Genomic DNA, 15,914 nt, shown 5'->3' with positions numbered 1-15,914 from the left:
GGAGGGACTGCACGATGATTGAATTAAAAAAGTTGACGAAGCAAGCTGACAATAAGCAGATCTTACGTGGCGTAGACCTCTCAATAAAAAAAGGGGAAACTATTGCGATTTTAGGACCAAACGGTGCGGGGAAGAGTACGCTTCTAAAAGTACTAGCTACTTTAATTAAACCGACATCCGGTCATGTCTTGATTAATGGCTTGGAACTCCGAAAAAACCAAATAGAAATAAAAAAATTGTTGGGATATTTACCCCATTCCAGCTTACTTTATGATCATTACTCTCCCCTAGAGAATCTCGTATTCTTTGGGAATATATACGGGGTGCAAGATGTCGAACAAAAAGCGAGGAAGCTTGTAAAAGATGTTGGATTATCCTTTTTCTTGAACGAGCCAGTCAAAAATTTTTCCCGCGGCATGATTCAACGGATTGCAATTGCAAGGGCTATTATCCATGATCCAGAGATCCTTCTTTTAGATGAACCACACACTGGATTGGACCAAGGGGCCATATCAATTTTAAACAATGTCATCTTATCTATGAAAGATAAAGGTACTACAACACTGATGGTTACTCATGATTTTAAACAAGCAGCGGAAATTTGTGACCGGGTAATCATTGTGAAGAATGGAAAAATTGTTGATGACTTTAGAATTCAAAATCACAATCTTGGTTTTGTCACAGAAAAATATGAACTTCTAGTGGAGGGTGTATCATGAACCTTTTCCGAACAGCCCTCTTCTTAGCAAAGAAGGATTTATATTCAGAGTTAAAAACAAAACAAATTCTGACAACACAAATTATTTTTGCAGGACTTGTTATTGTAGTTTTCAGTTTTGCCTTTGACCCTGCTAACAATACAACAAAGGCTGTTATTCCAGGAGTTATTTGGGTCATTATCGTATTTGCCGGGATCCTTGGACTTAATCGATCATTTATTTCCGAGCAGCGAAATGATACCATGCAGGGGTTGCTGGTAGCACCAATGGAAGCGGCAAGTATCTATGTAGGTAAATTCCTAGCAAATTTCACGATGATGTTAGTAGTTGAAATCGTTTCAATACCCTTTCTGTTTTTGTTATTTGATTTTGAATTTCTTGGCAGTCTCCCTTTTTTCATCTTAGTCGTCTTTTTAGGGAGTTTTGGCTTTATCGCAATTGGGACATTTTTAGCCGCTCTTGCAGCAAATTCCAAAAGCAGTGAAATGCTGCTGCCATTATTGCTTTTCCCAATCACAACACCAATCTTAATTGGTGTCGTGCAAGCAACAAAGATTATCTTAACGAATATGGAGAAAATCTCAAGTGCAATAGCTTGGATCCAGCTCGTTACTGCATACGATATCATCTTCTTTGTTGTTTGTTTCTTATTAATAGATTATGTGCTGGAGGTTTAAGTGATGAGTATGAATCTCGAACGAGAGAAAGCTGTACTTCCTGGAGCTGATTTGACCAAAACGAAGCCAAACAATATATCGAGTATTTTGTTTGGCGGGACAGTTGTTTCCATGTTAATTGCTCTCTATTTTATTTTTATTTATGCTGCGGAAGAACAAACAATGGGCGCAGCACAAAAAATCTTTTATTTCCATGTAAGCTCAGCATGGCTGGCATTTATGGCCTTTTTCGTTACATTTGTATTTAGTATTTTATTCTTGATTATGCGAAAAAGAATTTTAGATACTTATGCATATGTTTCTGCAGAGATTGGTATTGTTTTTACGATCATTGTGTTAACAACAGGACCAATTTGGGCGAAATCATCATGGAATACCTGGTGGGTTTGGGAACCAAGGTTAATCACTACGTTAATCCTATTTTTTATCTACATTGGCTACATTATGATACGCCAAATGGATGGGGTTTGGGATAAAAAAGCAAGACTTGCTGCTGTATTTGGAATTATTGGTTTTGCAGACGTTCCGATTGTTTTCTTTGCTATTCGCTGGTGGCAGACAAAATTTCATCCAATCGTTTTTGGCAGTGGGCCTTCACAGCAAGGTGGAGGAATTGAGGGCACGATGCTGACGGCATTGTTTGTGTCCCTTGCAGCATTCACCATTCTTTATTGTTACCTTCTACAAAAAGGTGTTACCTTCGAAAATATGAAAATTAAGGTTGAACGTTATAAAGAAAAATTAAGAGCAGACATGGAAAAATAGGAGGAATGAATTATGGGTTATGAATATATGTACGGTGCTTATTCTGTTGCTTGGGTGGTTATTTTCGCTTACATGTTAATTCTAGGAAAAAGACACACAAAGCTTAAAAAGGAAATTGAGTTTTTAAAGGAACTGGATAAGTGATTTTATGAGGGGCCTGTGAAGCATTTCCAATCCCTTTATAAAAAGCCTATCGGTGTCAGGGGGAAGCATGATGAACCAGCGAGTCATCAAATTACTCGTATTAATTCTAATTGGAGGTATGTTTAGTTTTTTTGGTTATAGTTTGGTTACAAAAGGTAAAAACACCGATGTTGGCGATCAAGCATATAACTTCGAACTGCCAAAATATGAGGGGGGTACTGCGAAACTTTCTGAATACAAAGGAAAAGTGGTTATCATCAATTATTTTGCGAGCTGGTGTGAACCTTGTAAAGAAGAATTCCCAGAGCTGGCAGCATTTCAAAAGGATTATGGAGACAAATATCCATTTCTTATGATAAACCGCGGCGAAACAATCGATCGGATAAAAAAGTCGACCAAAAACAACCAAGAAGGAATGAACTATTTATTTGACTATAATGCCAAGGTTTCGAAAATGTATAATGTAACAGGCCAGCCTGAGACCTTTGTCATTGATAAACAAGGAATCATCAGAGAGCATTTTAATGGCCCTGTCACGGAAATGCAATTATATAACTGGGCAAAGAAATATGATAAATAATTTATACTTACAAAAAAGGATTGAGACCTATATGGTTCAGTCCTTTTTTGTTGTCTGTCATACGGTGGTATGATAGTGAAATTCTGCTGATATTACGGCCTTAACTTTTAGCTGCCCAGGCTCAAGTTGAGTCGAACTAAACCCTTTTGCTAAGGTTTCAGCCGGATAATGAATAGGTTGCACGCTAGAACCGCTCTCAACTACTGAACTAGGTGTCGGATTTAAAGTGACATGAAGTGTTGTCGCAATCGTTTTCGCTTTTTCACTTGCATTGTTAAGTGCAAGTGCCAGGGCTTGTAAATAAAAACCTTCTTTATTTTTTAGGGTAAATTGGATGTTTGAAACATAATTCACCCCGTTTTGAACCGCAGTGTCCACTACTTTTCCTACTAAAGATAGATCGTCTATCTTAACATTTAAAAGATGAGTAACTTTGTAACCACGAAAAAGTTGTTTCCCTTGTTCATAATCGTACTCAGTGTCAATTCGATAATCAGATGTTTGGATTGAATTTTGGGGGATACCCAGTGTCTTAAGCGCATTAATCACTTTTGTCACCTCAACAGAATTTTGCTGCTGAGCGGGTATAAGTTCTTTCATTTCTGTTATTACTCCTAAGTTCACCGAAGCTGAATCGGGTGATAGGAGCAGTTCCCCTTCGCCAATCACTTTTATTAAATGACCTTTAGGATGCAGTCCATTTCGAGTTGGTACAGGATATGGATACATTTTACTCTTCCTCCCTTCATACTTTTCTTATGGATATGACATTGAGAATTGTCCAGTTCCAGCACCCAGCGACTATTGGACTTCACTTAACGGGCGCTTACGCTTTTTCTATATAAAATATGGCTGTCCCCGGATAATGTTCCTCGTATCTTACAAGTCTAGTAAAAGCAGTATTTTGTTCTATTAACATTAACTAAAAAATAGAATGAAATTAACAGACGTGCATGTCATATTGTGTCCAAGCAGGCATACATTTTAAATAATGAGAAAGGAAATTTGAGGAGGATGTATACGTGGAAACGATTCTCACTTTTTTACCCAAAAATCTTGCCAGCCTAATCAGCCAAATCCCTCCTAATCAAAAAGAAGAAGTAGAGGAAATCCGCATCCGGATTAATCGTCCAATCGAAATCACCCTAAAGGGTGCTCCGAGGTTTTTATCGTATATTATTCAGCCTGAGGATGCCCTAAATCTTCTGAATAAAATAAGTCAATTCTCCATTTATACATTGGAAGAAGAACTTAAACGCGGTTATATTACCATATCCGGGGGACATCGTATTGGACTAGCAGGAAAGGTCATTCTCGAAGCTGGAAAGGTCAAGGCGATAAGAGATATCTCCTCGTTCAACATTAGAATTGCCAGAGAAAAGGTCGGAATAGCAGAGGCGATTGTTCCCTATATTTTTCGAGAAGATTGGATGCACACCATGATTATTGGACCGCCGCAAACAGGAAAAACCACATTGCTAAGAGATATTGCGAGGATCATTTCATCTGGTAATCATCCAACCGGTAATAAAGCAAGTAAAGTGGGAATTGTTGATGAGCGAAGTGAGATTGCGGGCTGTGTTAATGGAGTGCCACAGTTAACCTTTGGCCATCGACTTGATGTCTTAGACGCTTGTCCGAAAGCTGAGGGAATGATGATGATGATCCGTTCGATGAGTCCGGATGTATTAATTGTTGACGAGATCGGCCGCCGAGAAGATGCAGAGGCCATTCAAGAGGCGGTACATGCAGGAATAAAACTAATGATGACTACCCATGGATCAAATATAGAGGAAATTAGAAAGCGTCCATCCTTAATGGAAATCATGGACCAAAAGATATTTGAACGGTTTGTAATTCTGAGCAGGGCATCGGGACCTGGAACGATAACCCGCATCCTGGATGCCTATGGCAACGAAATGCCGCAAAAAGTGAGAGTGACATAAAATGATTAAGTTAATCGGCGCCATTATTATTATTGTTGCGACCACCTGGACAGGATTTGAAGCGGCACGAAATTTTAGTGACCGTCCTAAGCAGTTACGGGCATTACGCTCAGCACTGCAATCACTCGAGGCTGAAATTATGTACAGCCATACACCACTACATGAGGCTGCAAGGAGATTAGCCGACCAGCTTACTAATCCGCTGTCAAAGTTCTTTGAAACCTTTGCGAGTAGATTAACGAAAACAGAAACAACGGTAAAAGATGCCTGGGAGACTAGTTTACAAGAGATTTGGAAGTTAACTGCTTTAAAACAGGGAGAATTCGAAATAATGAAGCAATTTGGGGAAACATTAGGCCGTCATGATCGCATTTCCCAGCAAAAGCATATTTTGCTTACGCTTTCCCATCTTGAAAGAGAAGAAGCTGATGCTGTCGATCGCCAGGCAAAATATGAAAAGATGCTCAAGAGTTTGGGATTCTTATCCGGATTGTTACTGATTATCTTATTATTTTAGGGGGAAATGCAATGGGTTTAGAAGTGGATATTATCTTTAAAATTGCTGGGGTAGGAATCGTTGTTGCCTTTTTGCACACAGTCTTGGATCAGGTAGGCAAAAAAGAATATGCCCAATGGGTTACGTTATTTGGGTTTATCTATATATTGTTCCAGGTAGCCACCATTGTGGATGATCTTTTCCAAAAAATAAAATCTGTATTCTTGTTTCAATAGAAAGGGGGGCTCAGCCATTGAAATCATCAAAATAGTCGGTGTAGCCCTAATCGCCACATTTCTTGCCTTAATTATCAAAGAGCAAAAACCTAATTTTGCTTTTCTCTTAGTTGTTTTTGTAGGCTGTGTGATTTTTCTCTTTTTAGTCGATAAAATATTTGAGATTATTCATATGCTTGAAAAGCTGGCCGTAAATGCAAAAGTAAATATGGTTTATGTCGAGACGATCCTTAAGATCATTGGAATTGCTTATATTGCAGAATTTGCCACCCAAATTACAAAGGATGCCGGTCAAGGAGCAATTGCTTCCAAGATAGAATTAGCCGGAAAAATTATCATTCTAGCCATGTCCATCCCTATTTTAACCGTATTAATCGAAACCATTATAAAACTTATTCCTAGTTGAGGACAGCTCCTAAAAGAGGTGTAGTAATGAAGCAAAAGCTGCAGTTTATTCCTATTATGATTCTCTTATTCTTGTTTTTTTATATTCCAAGTGTACAAGCTGCGGAAGAATCTAAAGGCACTCAAGAAACACTCTCGGCTCAGAATTTGGTAGACCAACAGTTAGAGTCGCTGGATATAAGTGAGCTTCAACAATATTGGGAGGATATTACCAATAAATATGGCGGCTTCCTGCCGGAGAGTCAAAAGGGCAGTCTCTATGATTTTGTAAAAGGAGATAAAAAATTTTCTTTTAAACAATGGGGACAAGGAATACTTAAATTCGCTTTTCATGAGTTTATTGCGAATGGAAAATTGTTGGGTTCTTTAATCATGTTAACCATTTTCAGCATGTTTCTACAGTCGATGCAAAATGCCTTTGAGAAGAGCACGATTAGTAAAGTAGCATATTCAATCATCTATATGGTCCTAGTTATTTTAGCTCTAAATAGTTTCCATATCGCCATCAGCTACACAAATGAAGCGATTGGAACGATGATCTCCTTCGTCCTGGCCCTTGTTCCTCTTCTGCTCGCTTTAATTGCAGCGTCAGGAGGAGTTGTCTCTGCTGCCTTTTTTCACCCCGTCATCCTATTTTTAATGAATTCAAGCGGATTAATTATGCAATATGTTATTCTACCGCTCCTCTTTTTAGCTACTTTACTGAGTATTGTCAGTACAATGTCTGAACAATACAAGGTGTCGCAGTTAGCAGCGCTGTTACGCAATTGGAGCATCGGGTTAATGGGACTGTTCTTAACCGTATTTCTTGGTGTGATTTCGGTACAAGGAGCATCAGCGGCGGTTACTGATGGAGTAGCAATCAGAACGGCTAAATTCGTTACTGGCAATTTTATTCCTGTTATCGGAAGAATGTTTACAGATGCAACGGATACGGTTGTTAGTGCTTCTGTGTTGTTAAAAAATACAGTAGGAATTGCAGGTGTCGCGATTTTGTTAATCATCGTGGCGTTTCCGGCATTAAAAATATTAATGATTTCGTTTATTTATAAATTTGCCGCTGCCATTCTGCAGCCATTAGGGGGCGGTCCAGTTATAAAATGTCTTGATATTATCAGTAAAAGTGTCATCTATGTATTTGCAGCCCTAGGGATTGTCTCACTTATGTTCTTTTTAAGTATTACGGTCATTGTGGCAGCAGGAAATTTAACTATGATGATGAGATAAAGGGGGGGAAGTCGTGGATTTCTTAAAAGAATGGGTAACAAATATTATCCTTTTTATCCTGCTAGCTACTGTCATCGATATGCTTCTTCCCAACTCCAGTATGCAGAAATATACCAAGATGGTTACAGGACTGCTTTTGATTGCGATCATTCTTACACCAATCTTTAAGCTTATTTCCAAGGATTTTGAAACAACCATGAGTTCCATCCCTTCATATCAGGCTCCTGGTGAAAAAAATATGAAAAATTCAATAGATTTAAAGAAAAAAGAAATACAAGCCTCCCAACATGCATATATTTTAGAAGAAATGGCTGTCCAGCTAAAAAAGGATGTTAAGGAGGAGTTGATGAATCAATACGGATTGGAGATAGAAAAAATTGACCTAGCAGTAAACGCAGAAAGTGACAAAGCATTCCCTGAAAACCTCCAAAAGGTTACGGTTCTTCTTAAACAGCCAGACAGCGGCGTGAAGACAGTCGAAGCAATTAAACAAATCGAAATAAACACCGAAAAACCTCTTCCATCTGAAGGATCAACAGTAGAAACAGAGAAAATTGCTTCATTTCTGTCACAGAAATGGAATGTAACAGAGAAAACAGTAGAAGTTTCGATTGAAGGGGGGATTAAAAAGAATAATGGATAACAACCAAGGACCGTTATCATGGCTCAAAAAAATATTTAAACCGGAAAATAAGGGCGAAAAGAAACCAGGAAAATACCAGTATATGCTGTTAGTCCTGTGTATTGGAGCCGCCTTTATGCTTGTAGGAAATATTGTTTTTAAAGATAATTCGACTACACAAGCAGAGCCAGCAGCAACAAATGAAAAAGTCGCAACGGAAGATGTTCCCGCTTTTGGCTTGAAAAAGTCATCTGAGAATAAAGCCATCGCCGATTATGAGGAAAAATATGAAAATCGAATGAAGAAGGCTTTAGAGGCAATGCTGGGTGTTGATGATGTTACCGTGGTAGTTACGATTGATTCCACCGACAAGAAGGTACTAGAAAAAAATACAGTGACAAAATCGCAAACAACCGATGAAACAGACCGTGAAGGCGGCCAGCGTAAAGTAGTTGATTCTTCGACTGACGAGCAGCTAGTGATTCTCCGTAATGGAGATAAAGAGGTTCCTATTGTCGTAGAAACTAAGAAACCAGATATCCGCGGGGTGCTAGTAGTAGCCAAAGGCGCAGATAATATTGAAGTTAAAAAATGGATTAAGGAAGCAGTTACAAGGGCATTGGGAGTACCTAGCCACCGAGTGGCCGTCATGCCTAAAAAATAAAGGGGGAAAAGAATATGCTATTGAAAAAACAAACAGTATGGTTATTAACAATGTTAAGTTTAGTCGTGGTCTTATCGGTTTATTACATTACATCACCGGAGCAAAAAAGCAACGATTTAGCAGCTGTTCAACAAAAGGCGAAAGATCAAAATCTAGGCAAAACAACAACTGAGACAAAGGAAAATAATGGAAAAACCGTCGTGTCCAGCGTAGCAGGTGATGGGGCATTTGAAGAACTCCGCATGAAGCTTGAAGATCTACGCAGTCAAAAACAGGAAGAGTTGACAAGTCAATTAGCCTCAACTGATCTTACTCCTGATGAAAAAAGTAAGGTGAAAGATCAAATGGATAAACTAAATCAAGTAGCTCAAAGTGAAGAATTACTTGAAACATTTATTAAAACAATGGGTTATGAAGATGTTCTTGTAAGAGCAGATGGATCAAAGGTGATTGTTACAGTAAAAGCCAAGAAGAAGCCATCTGTTTCCGATGCTAATAAGATTATGCTAGAGGTGAAAAAAGAGATTGATGAAACAAATTATGTAGCAGTTGAATATCAGCCTGCAAAGTAAATAACCATTAAAAAGGAAAGTTAAGCTTTCCTTTTTTTATGGTTAAATCCCTTATGAGTAGGAAAAAATCATCATTTGAAAGGAATTAAGCTGTAAAAATTTCTTTTTTTAAGCAAAAAAGATTAATATAAAAGGGAAGGCATTAGCAATTATCAAATTGTCAGGGTCCTTTCAATTTAGATGATTGAACTTTTACTAGCTATTATCGTATAGTATTAGTAGTTAGTCCTAATTAAAGTTGTACAAGGAGTGTTACTCAATGTTAAAAGTACAAGAAATTCGCGAATTGATTAAACTGGTTGATCAATCCAGTATCGATGAATTTGTATATGAAATTGACGGATCAAAAATCCAAATGAAGAAAAATAGTCAAACGACCATTGTTTCTCAGCCAGCTTCAGTACCACAGGCAGCTAACGCAGCAGTGCAATCTGTTCCTGCTGCACAGCCAGTACCAACTGCTCATGTCCAAGAAGCAGCACCAGAACCAGTGAAAGCAACAGTAAACGAACCAGCAGCAGTGCAATCCAATTTACACAAAATCACTTCGCCAATGGTTGGAACCTTCTATGCTTCACCAACTCCAGATGCTGACAATTATGTGAAAGCAGGAGACCGGGTATCAAAGGATTCAATCGTTTGTATCGTTGAAGCGATGAAATTATTTAATGAAATTGAGGCAGAAGTAGACGGAGAAATCGTTGAAATACTGGTTAAAAATGGCCAATTAGTTGAATATGGACAACCGTTATTTCTAGTCAAGCCAGAATAAGGAGCGATAACAGGATGATAAAGAAACTGTTAATTGCAAATAGAGGAGAAATTGCCGTCAGGATTATTCGTGCCTGTCGGGAAATGGGGATTGAATCGGTTGCCGTTTTCTCAGAGGCCGACCGTGATGCCCTGCATGTTCAACTCGCAGATGAAGCCTATTGCATAGGACCAACATCATCAAAAGACAGTTATTTAAACGTTACAAATATAATTAGTGTTGCAAGATTGACTTCGTGTGATGCCATTCACCCGGGATATGGGTTTCTTGCTGAAAATGCAGACTTTGCAGAGCTCTGTCGAGAATGTAATATTACCTTTGTAGGACCAAGCCCAGAAGCGATTACGAAGATGGGCACGAAGGACATTGCCAGGGAAACCATGCGTGAAGCAGGAGTACCAATTGTTCCAGGTTCTACAGGGATTATTAATGATATTGATGAAGCACTTGAGCTTGTTAAACAAATCGATTACCCTGTCATCATTAAGGCAACAGCAGGCGGGGGCGGTAAAGGGATCCGTGTCGCCAAAAATGAGCAGGAATTAATAAAAGGAATTAATATCACTCAGCAGGAAGCGTTGACGGCCTTCGGGAATTCTGGTGTGTACATAGAAAAGTATATTGAGGATTTCCGTCACGTTGAAATACAAGTACTAGGTGATAAACATGGAAATACGATTCACTTAGGTGAAAGAGATTGTTCTATTCAGCGCCGGCTTCAAAAGCTGTTGGAAGAATCGCCATCACCGGCTTTAGATGGTGAGATTCGTGAAGAAATGGGAACTGCAGCTGTAAAAGCGGCAAAAGCAGTTGATTATTCGGGTGCTGGCACGGTAGAATTTATATATGATTACCGCAATCGCAAGTTTTATTTTATGGAAATGAACACAAGAATTCAGGTCGAGCATCCTGTGACAGAAATGGTCACTGGAACTGATCTGATTAAAGAACAAATCCGAGTTGCAAACGGAGAAAAACTAACCCTTAAACAACAGGATGTTACTTTTACAGGCTGGGCCATTGAGTGCCGGATTAATGCAGAAAATCCAGAAAAGAACTTTCTTCCTTCAGCAGGAAAAATTAAGATGTATTTACCACCAGGCGGGTTAGGAGTTCGTATTGATTCAGCAGCGTATCCAGGATATACCATTCCGCCTTACTACGATTCCATGATTGCAAAGGTCATTGCTTATGGCAGCACCAGAGAAGAAGCGATCTCAAGAATGAAGCGGGCATTAAGCGAGTTTGTTGTGGAAGGTATCCATACAACAATACCGTTCCATTTAAAATTGTTAGAGCATGAGAAATTTGTGGAAGGCAATTTTAATACAAAATTTCTGGAATTGCATGATGTGATGAAGTCTGTCTAATATCTGGAGGTGTTTAAAATGAGCGAATTTAGTGTCTTGGAAATGGATCAAGGAAACAATGGACATGGTAAAATTGAAATAGCCCCTGAGGTTATTGAAGTGATTGCCGGAATCGCTGCATCCGAGGTGGAAGGTGTCTCCGGGATGCGCGGCAATTTTGCAACAGGTGTTGTAGAGCGTCTTGGGAAAAAGAATCACGGTAAAGGTGTTAAGGTAGAGCTTACTGAAACAGGAATTAAAGTGGATGTATATTGCTTAATGAAGTTCGGTACGTCCATCCCAGCAGTTGCAGGTAAGGTTCAGGATAATATTCGGCAAGCCTTGTTGAATATGACTGCCTTAGATGCAGAAGAAGTAAACATTCACGTAGTGGGGATTGCATTTGAAACCCAAAAGAATGAACAGGAAATTGACACTGAACTTTAAGTTTTTTAGAACCAAAGGTATCGAATCCTTTGGTTCTTCTATTTTCACCCTGAGTTTATGAATAACCATTATGGATACAAATTATTACGTATCACTAAAATACTGGCTGCTCTTTTATAAAATAATTAGACATACCGTGCGATTCCATTTTAGTTATGCTATTATCTTTTTATGTGCAAGCTAGGTTTAAGTGCTTAGTGCCAGTTCATAAACAAAATTTAAAAAGAAGAAGTTAATATATGACTAAAGGAGTTAACGGTAGAATGAAAAGAAGAACAGCTAGGGAAAAGGCGTTACAAGCACTTTTTCAAATTGATGTTAGTAACACCGAACCATCATTAGCAATTGAACATGTCTTGGAAGACGAGCCGAGTGATGACTATCTAAAACGGTTAGTTCTAGGTGTCGTCGAACAGAAGGCTGAAATCGATAACCTTATTATCGGAAACCTTGAAAAGTGGACTTTAGACCGATTGGCTATTGTTGATCGAAACTTATTAAGAATGGCTGCATTTGAATTGAAATTTTGTCAGGAAATTCCCGGCAATGTTATATTAGATGAAGCGATAGAAATTGCAAAAATATACGGTGATGACCAATCAAGTAAGTTTATTAATGGTGTTTTATCTAAGATAAAAGATACACTTCATAACAATTAATCGAATAATTTATAGGGACAACGGGAGGAAAAATCATGACAGCACAGATTATTAATGGTAAAGAAATAGCTGCAAAAAAAAGGCTAGAAATTGCTGAAGAGGTTGTTAACCTGAAAAATCGTGGCGTTACACCAGGCTTAGCGGTAATTCTGGTGGGCAATAATCATGCATCTAGGACATATGTGACCAACAAAGAAAAGGCCTGTAAAGAACTAGGCATGAATTCATTATTAATTGAAATGCCAGAAGAAGTCTCCGAAGAGGAACTATTAGCTAAAATTGCTGAATTAAATGAAACGCCGGACATTCACGGTATATTAGTACAGCTGCCGCTGCCGAAGCATATTGATGAAAAGAAAGTAATTGAATCCATCTCTCCGTTAAAGGATGTCGATGGTTTCCATCCAATCAATATTGGTAGAATGATGACCGGGCAGAATGCCTTTTTACCTTGTACACCTTATGGAATTATGGTGTTACTGGAGGAAACTGGTATTTCTATTCCAGGGAAGCATGTAGTCGTAGTGGGTAGAAGTAATATTGTTGGTAAGCCAGTTGGTCAATTATTCTTAAATCAAGATGCCACTGTTACCTATTGTCATTCTAAAACAAAAGATTTGCCGTTACATACAAACCAAGCGGATATTCTTGTCGCTGCAGTAGGAATACCGAACTTTATTAAGGCGGAGCATGTTAAGGATGGCGCCGTTGTTATTGATGTAGGTATCAACCGTAATGAAGCTGGAAAACTTTGTGGCGATGTGGCGTTTGAAGAGGTTGCAGAAAAGGCAGGGTTTATTACCCCAGTTCCAAAAGGTGTCGGTCCAATGACCATCACCATGCTTATGTACAATACTGTGAAATCTGCTGCTGAAAGTCTTGTCCGAAATTAAGTAAATGATGTCCTTATCTTATACATTTAGGAGCGATTTGTTTTTTACAGACAAAAAATCTCGCTAAATGTATAATAGATAAGGACAGTTTTATTCTTTCGTCAAAAGGAGCTGCACATGCAGGAACAAAGATATTTATCTGTGAATGCTTTAACAAAATATATCAAGCGGAAATTTGATGCTGATCCCCATTTACGTGAGGTCCATGTAAGAGGCGAAATTTCAAATTTTAAACAGCATTCGAGCGGACATATGTATTTTACATTAAAGGATGAGAAAGCCCGAATTCTTGCCGTGATGTTTGCCGGACAATCTCGATTTATGAAATTTTTACCTGAAAACGGTATGAAAGTGATTGTTAAGGGTGAAGTCAGTGTCTATGAACCAAGCGGCCAATATCAAATATATATTAGAGAAATGCAGCCTGATGGCATTGGAGAATTATTTCTAGCATATGAACAACTTAAACAAAGATTAGAAGCCGAAGGGTTATTTGCTCCTGAAACCAAAAAAAACATTCCTCTATATCCAAGAACGGTTGGTGTGATTACTTCCCCTACAGGAGCCGCCATACGGGATGTAATTACCACAATTAAAAGACGTTATCCCATTGCTAATATACTTGTGTTTCCTGCTCTGGTTCAAGGAGAGAACGCTGCCCCTTCAATCGTTAAGGCCATCGAAAAAGCCAACAGCATGGAGGAAATTGATGTCTTAATTGTTGGACGGGGAGGAGGTTCTATTGAGGAGTTATGGGCCTTTAATGAAGAAATGACAGCCCGTGCTATTTTTTCATCCAAGATTCCGATTATTTCAGCTGTAGGTCATGAAACAGACTTTACGATTGCTGATTTTGTTGCTGATATGCGGGCTCCTACACCAACCGGTGCAGCAGAATTAGCTGTTCCGCATATTGAAGAGCTGATGGATCGAATTTTGCAGCGGCAAACTCGTCTAATCCGGGTCATGAGCGGAAGGTTTAATTTTGAAAAAGAACGGTTAAATCGTGTTCAAAAATCATATGCATTTCGCTATCCGCACCGGCTTTATGAGCAAAAGCTTGAGCAGGTGGATCGGTTAACAGAACGGCTGGTACGTGGAACCTCTCGATTAACAGGAGTAAAAAATGACCAGTATGAGATTTTGTCAAAACGATTGCAGCGTAGACATCCAAACGAAGGACTGCAGGAGGCTAAAAGACGTTTTGACAGAACACAAAAGGATCTAAATCGAGCAGTATCGCAAATTTATGTAAAAAAACAGACAGAGTTTGATCGGATTGTTTCTACACTTCAGGCATTAAGCCCACTTAAAATAATGGAGCGGGGATATAGTTTAGCCTATACAGAGGATAACCGTCTCGTTAAAAGTGTCAATCAGGTAAAAGCGAATGAGCAAGTTCAAATTCAATTAACAGATGGAAGCCTTTTCTGTAAAGTGGAAACAATAAAGGAGAGAGAAAATAGTGACAAATGATAAAACTTTAACCTTTGAAGAGGCCATGACAAAGCTTGAGGAAATTGTTGAGAAGCTTGAAGAAGGCGATGTTCCATTAGAAGAAGCGATAACTTTCTACAAGGAAGGTATGGAACTTTCAAAACTATGTCATGATAAATTAAAAACTGTGGAGGAACAGCTTACGCAAATTATTACGGAGGACGGACGTACTGAGCGTTTTTCTATTACAGAGGAGGATTAGGCTTGGAAACCAGGGTACTAGACGCATTTAGAAAAGAATATCAACAACTGCTAAATCGGGAACTTCGAGCGCTGGTAGAAAAACTGGATGCCCCTTCTGTAATAAAGGATTCCATGATTTATTCTCTAGAAGCAGGCGGTAAAAGAATTCGCCCCTTATTGTTGTTCGCAACCTTAGATGCTTTTGGAATTGATCCTAAAAAGGGCATTCCGGCTGCAGCTGCAATCGAAATGATTCATACCTATTCTTTAATTCATGACGACCTGCCCAGTATGGATAATGATGATTTGAGAAGAGGGAAACCAACCAATCATAAGGTATTTGGAGATGCGATTGCTATACTCGCTGGGGATGCTTTATTAACCTATAGTTTTGAAGTAATAAACATGCTTTCCGATGATTTTGCTCCACCCACAGTAAAAACGGGGTTGGTAATAGAAATGGCAAAAGCAGCCGGCGCTGAAGGAATGGTGGGTGGACAAGTAGCTGACATGGAAGGGGAGAACAAAGTTCTATCCCTTGAAGAACTTGAGTATATACATATTCACAAAACAGGTAAGCTGCTCAAATTCAGTGTGGTTGCAGGAGCCATCATGGCTCGTGCAAATGAAAGCTTATTACGAAACCTATCGTCTTTTGCTCATCACCTTGGACTTGCTTTCCAAATACAGGATGATATTCTAGATTTGGTAGGCAACCAACAAATAATTGGAAAGCCTGTTGGCAGTGATACCGTTAACCATAAAAGCACCTATCCACAATTATTATCCTTGGAAGGGGCAAGAGCCGCCCTTCAGAAACAGATTATGCTGTCCAAAGAATACTTAAAAAAGACAGATTTAAATACTATTTTTCTTAACGAAATAACGGATTTAGTTGCATCAAGGGATCACTAGCGTGCTTTTAGGCTGAGTATTAGTATGTTCTAATTGTTCTCATTGTAGAGAAGTTGTTAATTGCCGTTATCACTTAGTGTGTTAGCGGCTATTTTTTCAGATGAGATAGAAATACTAGGAATAATATATGTAGAACGAAAAAGAAT

At 38.8% G+C, this 15,914-nt stretch carries 22 protein-coding genes; 21 read left to right on the top strand and 1 reads right to left on the bottom strand.

Annotation, left to right across the window (positions count from 1 at the left end):
• Positions 1-14: 14 nt before the first annotated feature.
• The 5 genes from ccmA to COD92_RS14715 all read left to right on the top strand — a co-directional run bounded on the left by ccmA (position 15) and on the right by COD92_RS14715 (position 2,885).
• A complete protein-coding gene (gene ccmA / locus COD92_RS14735; RefSeq protein WP_098530055.1) occupies positions 15-719 on the top strand; it encodes a heme ABC exporter ATP-binding protein CcmA in 705 nt (234 codons plus the stop codon).
• On the top strand, positions 716-1,396 hold the full coding sequence (locus tag COD92_RS14730; protein WP_098530056.1) for a heme exporter protein CcmB: 681 nt from the start codon (positions 716-718) through the stop codon (positions 1,394-1,396). The genes ccmA and COD92_RS14730 overlap by 4 nt, the downstream gene beginning before the upstream one ends.
• A 3-nt stretch (positions 1,397-1,399) precedes the next feature.
• Positions 1,400-2,161, top strand: coding sequence for a cytochrome c biogenesis protein (locus tag COD92_RS14725; protein WP_098530057.1), 762 nt, complete (start codon positions 1,400-1,402; stop codon positions 2,159-2,161).
• A gap of 12 nt (positions 2,162-2,173) precedes the next feature.
• A complete protein-coding gene (locus tag COD92_RS14720; RefSeq protein ID WP_098530058.1) occupies positions 2,174-2,305 on the top strand; it encodes a CcmD family protein in 132 nt (43 codons plus the stop codon).
• Between the two features lie 70 nt (positions 2,306-2,375).
• Positions 2,376-2,885, top strand: coding sequence for a TlpA family protein disulfide reductase (locus tag COD92_RS14715; protein ID WP_098530059.1), 510 nt, complete (start codon positions 2,376-2,378; stop codon positions 2,883-2,885).
• A 57-nt stretch (positions 2,886-2,942) separates the two neighbouring features.
• On the opposite strand, the gene COD92_RS14710 is transcribed toward COD92_RS14715, so the two are convergent.
• Positions 2,943-3,614, bottom strand: a complete 672-nt coding sequence (locus tag COD92_RS14710; RefSeq protein WP_098530060.1) for an SIMPL domain-containing protein — start codon at positions 3,612-3,614, stop codon at positions 2,943-2,945.
• A 293-nt stretch (positions 3,615-3,907) separates the two neighbouring features.
• Here COD92_RS14710 and spoIIIAA point away from each other — a divergent pair, with 293 nt between their 5' ends.
• The 16 genes from spoIIIAA (at position 3,908) to COD92_RS14630 (ending at position 15,768) form a co-directional block, all read left to right on the top strand.
• Positions 3,908-4,831, top strand: coding sequence for a stage III sporulation protein AA (gene spoIIIAA, locus COD92_RS14705; RefSeq protein ID WP_098530061.1), 924 nt, complete (start codon positions 3,908-3,910; stop codon positions 4,829-4,831).
• Between the two features lies 1 nt (position 4,832).
• Positions 4,833-5,348 carry a stage III sporulation protein SpoIIIAB gene (gene spoIIIAB, locus COD92_RS14700; protein WP_098530062.1) on the top strand — a complete coding sequence of 172 codons (516 nt, stop codon included), beginning with the start codon at positions 4,833-4,835 and terminating at the stop codon, positions 5,346-5,348.
• 11 nt (positions 5,349-5,359) lie between these two features.
• Complete coding sequence (gene spoIIIAC, locus COD92_RS14695) at positions 5,360-5,563, top strand: stage III sporulation protein AC (protein WP_026572556.1); 204 nt, start codon at positions 5,360-5,362, stop codon at positions 5,561-5,563.
• A gap of 16 nt (positions 5,564-5,579) precedes the next feature.
• Positions 5,580-5,969 carry a stage III sporulation protein AD gene (spoIIIAD, locus tag COD92_RS14690; RefSeq protein ID WP_098530063.1) on the top strand — a complete coding sequence of 130 codons (390 nt, stop codon included), beginning with the start codon at positions 5,580-5,582 and terminating at the stop codon, positions 5,967-5,969.
• 26 nt (positions 5,970-5,995) lie between these two features.
• Positions 5,996-7,195, top strand: a complete 1,200-nt coding sequence (spoIIIAE, locus tag COD92_RS14685; protein WP_098530064.1) for a stage III sporulation protein AE — start codon at positions 5,996-5,998, stop codon at positions 7,193-7,195.
• A 13-nt stretch (positions 7,196-7,208) separates the two neighbouring features.
• The gene (spoIIIAF, locus tag COD92_RS14680) at positions 7,209-7,838 is read left to right on the top strand and encodes a stage III sporulation protein AF (RefSeq protein ID WP_098530065.1); all 630 of its coding nucleotides are present in this window, start codon (positions 7,209-7,211) and stop codon (positions 7,836-7,838) included.
• A complete protein-coding gene (spoIIIAG, locus tag COD92_RS14675; RefSeq protein ID WP_098530066.1) occupies positions 7,831-8,481 on the top strand; it encodes a stage III sporulation protein AG in 651 nt (216 codons plus the stop codon). The genes spoIIIAF and spoIIIAG overlap by 8 nt, the downstream gene beginning before the upstream one ends.
• Positions 8,482-8,495: 14 nt before the next feature.
• Entirely contained in the window at positions 8,496-9,053 is a 558-nt protein-coding gene (locus COD92_RS14670) for a SpoIIIAH-like family protein (protein WP_098530067.1), read from the top strand.
• 259 nt (positions 9,054-9,312) lie between these two features.
• Positions 9,313-9,825 carry an acetyl-CoA carboxylase biotin carboxyl carrier protein gene (gene accB / locus COD92_RS14665; RefSeq protein WP_098530068.1) on the top strand — a complete coding sequence of 171 codons (513 nt, stop codon included), beginning with the start codon at positions 9,313-9,315 and terminating at the stop codon, positions 9,823-9,825.
• Positions 9,826-9,839: 14 nt separating this feature from the next.
• Positions 9,840-11,195, top strand: coding sequence for an acetyl-CoA carboxylase biotin carboxylase subunit (accC, locus tag COD92_RS14660; protein ID WP_098530069.1), 1,356 nt, complete (start codon positions 9,840-9,842; stop codon positions 11,193-11,195).
• An 18-nt stretch (positions 11,196-11,213) separates the two neighbouring features.
• A complete protein-coding gene (locus COD92_RS14655; RefSeq protein ID WP_098530070.1) occupies positions 11,214-11,621 on the top strand; it encodes an Asp23/Gls24 family envelope stress response protein in 408 nt (135 codons plus the stop codon).
• Positions 11,622-11,884: 263 nt separating this feature from the next.
• Positions 11,885-12,280 (top strand): transcription antitermination factor NusB, encoded by a 396-nt coding sequence (nusB, locus tag COD92_RS14650; RefSeq protein ID WP_098530071.1) that lies wholly within the window; start codon positions 11,885-11,887, stop codon positions 12,278-12,280.
• Between the two features lie 35 nt (positions 12,281-12,315).
• Complete coding sequence (gene folD, locus COD92_RS14645) at positions 12,316-13,173, top strand: bifunctional methylenetetrahydrofolate dehydrogenase/methenyltetrahydrofolate cyclohydrolase FolD (protein WP_098530072.1); 858 nt, start codon at positions 12,316-12,318, stop codon at positions 13,171-13,173.
• A 117-nt stretch (positions 13,174-13,290) separates the two neighbouring features.
• Complete coding sequence (xseA, locus tag COD92_RS14640; protein ID WP_098530073.1) at positions 13,291-14,649, top strand: exodeoxyribonuclease VII large subunit; 1,359 nt, start codon at positions 13,291-13,293, stop codon at positions 14,647-14,649.
• Positions 14,639-14,872: an exodeoxyribonuclease VII small subunit gene (locus COD92_RS14635; protein ID WP_098530074.1), complete on the top strand. Its 234-nt coding sequence runs from the start codon at positions 14,639-14,641 to the stop codon at positions 14,870-14,872. Before xseA ends, COD92_RS14635 begins: the two co-directional genes overlap by 11 nt.
• Positions 14,873-14,874: 2 nt before the next feature.
• Entirely contained in the window at positions 14,875-15,768 is an 894-nt protein-coding gene (locus COD92_RS14630; RefSeq protein WP_098530075.1) for a polyprenyl synthetase family protein, read from the top strand.
• Positions 15,769-15,914: the final 146 nt, after the last annotated feature.

The sequence above is a fragment of the Bacillus sp. AFS037270 genome, from assembly GCF_002585305.1.
This window is presented reverse-complemented; position numbering and strand designations above follow the sequence as displayed.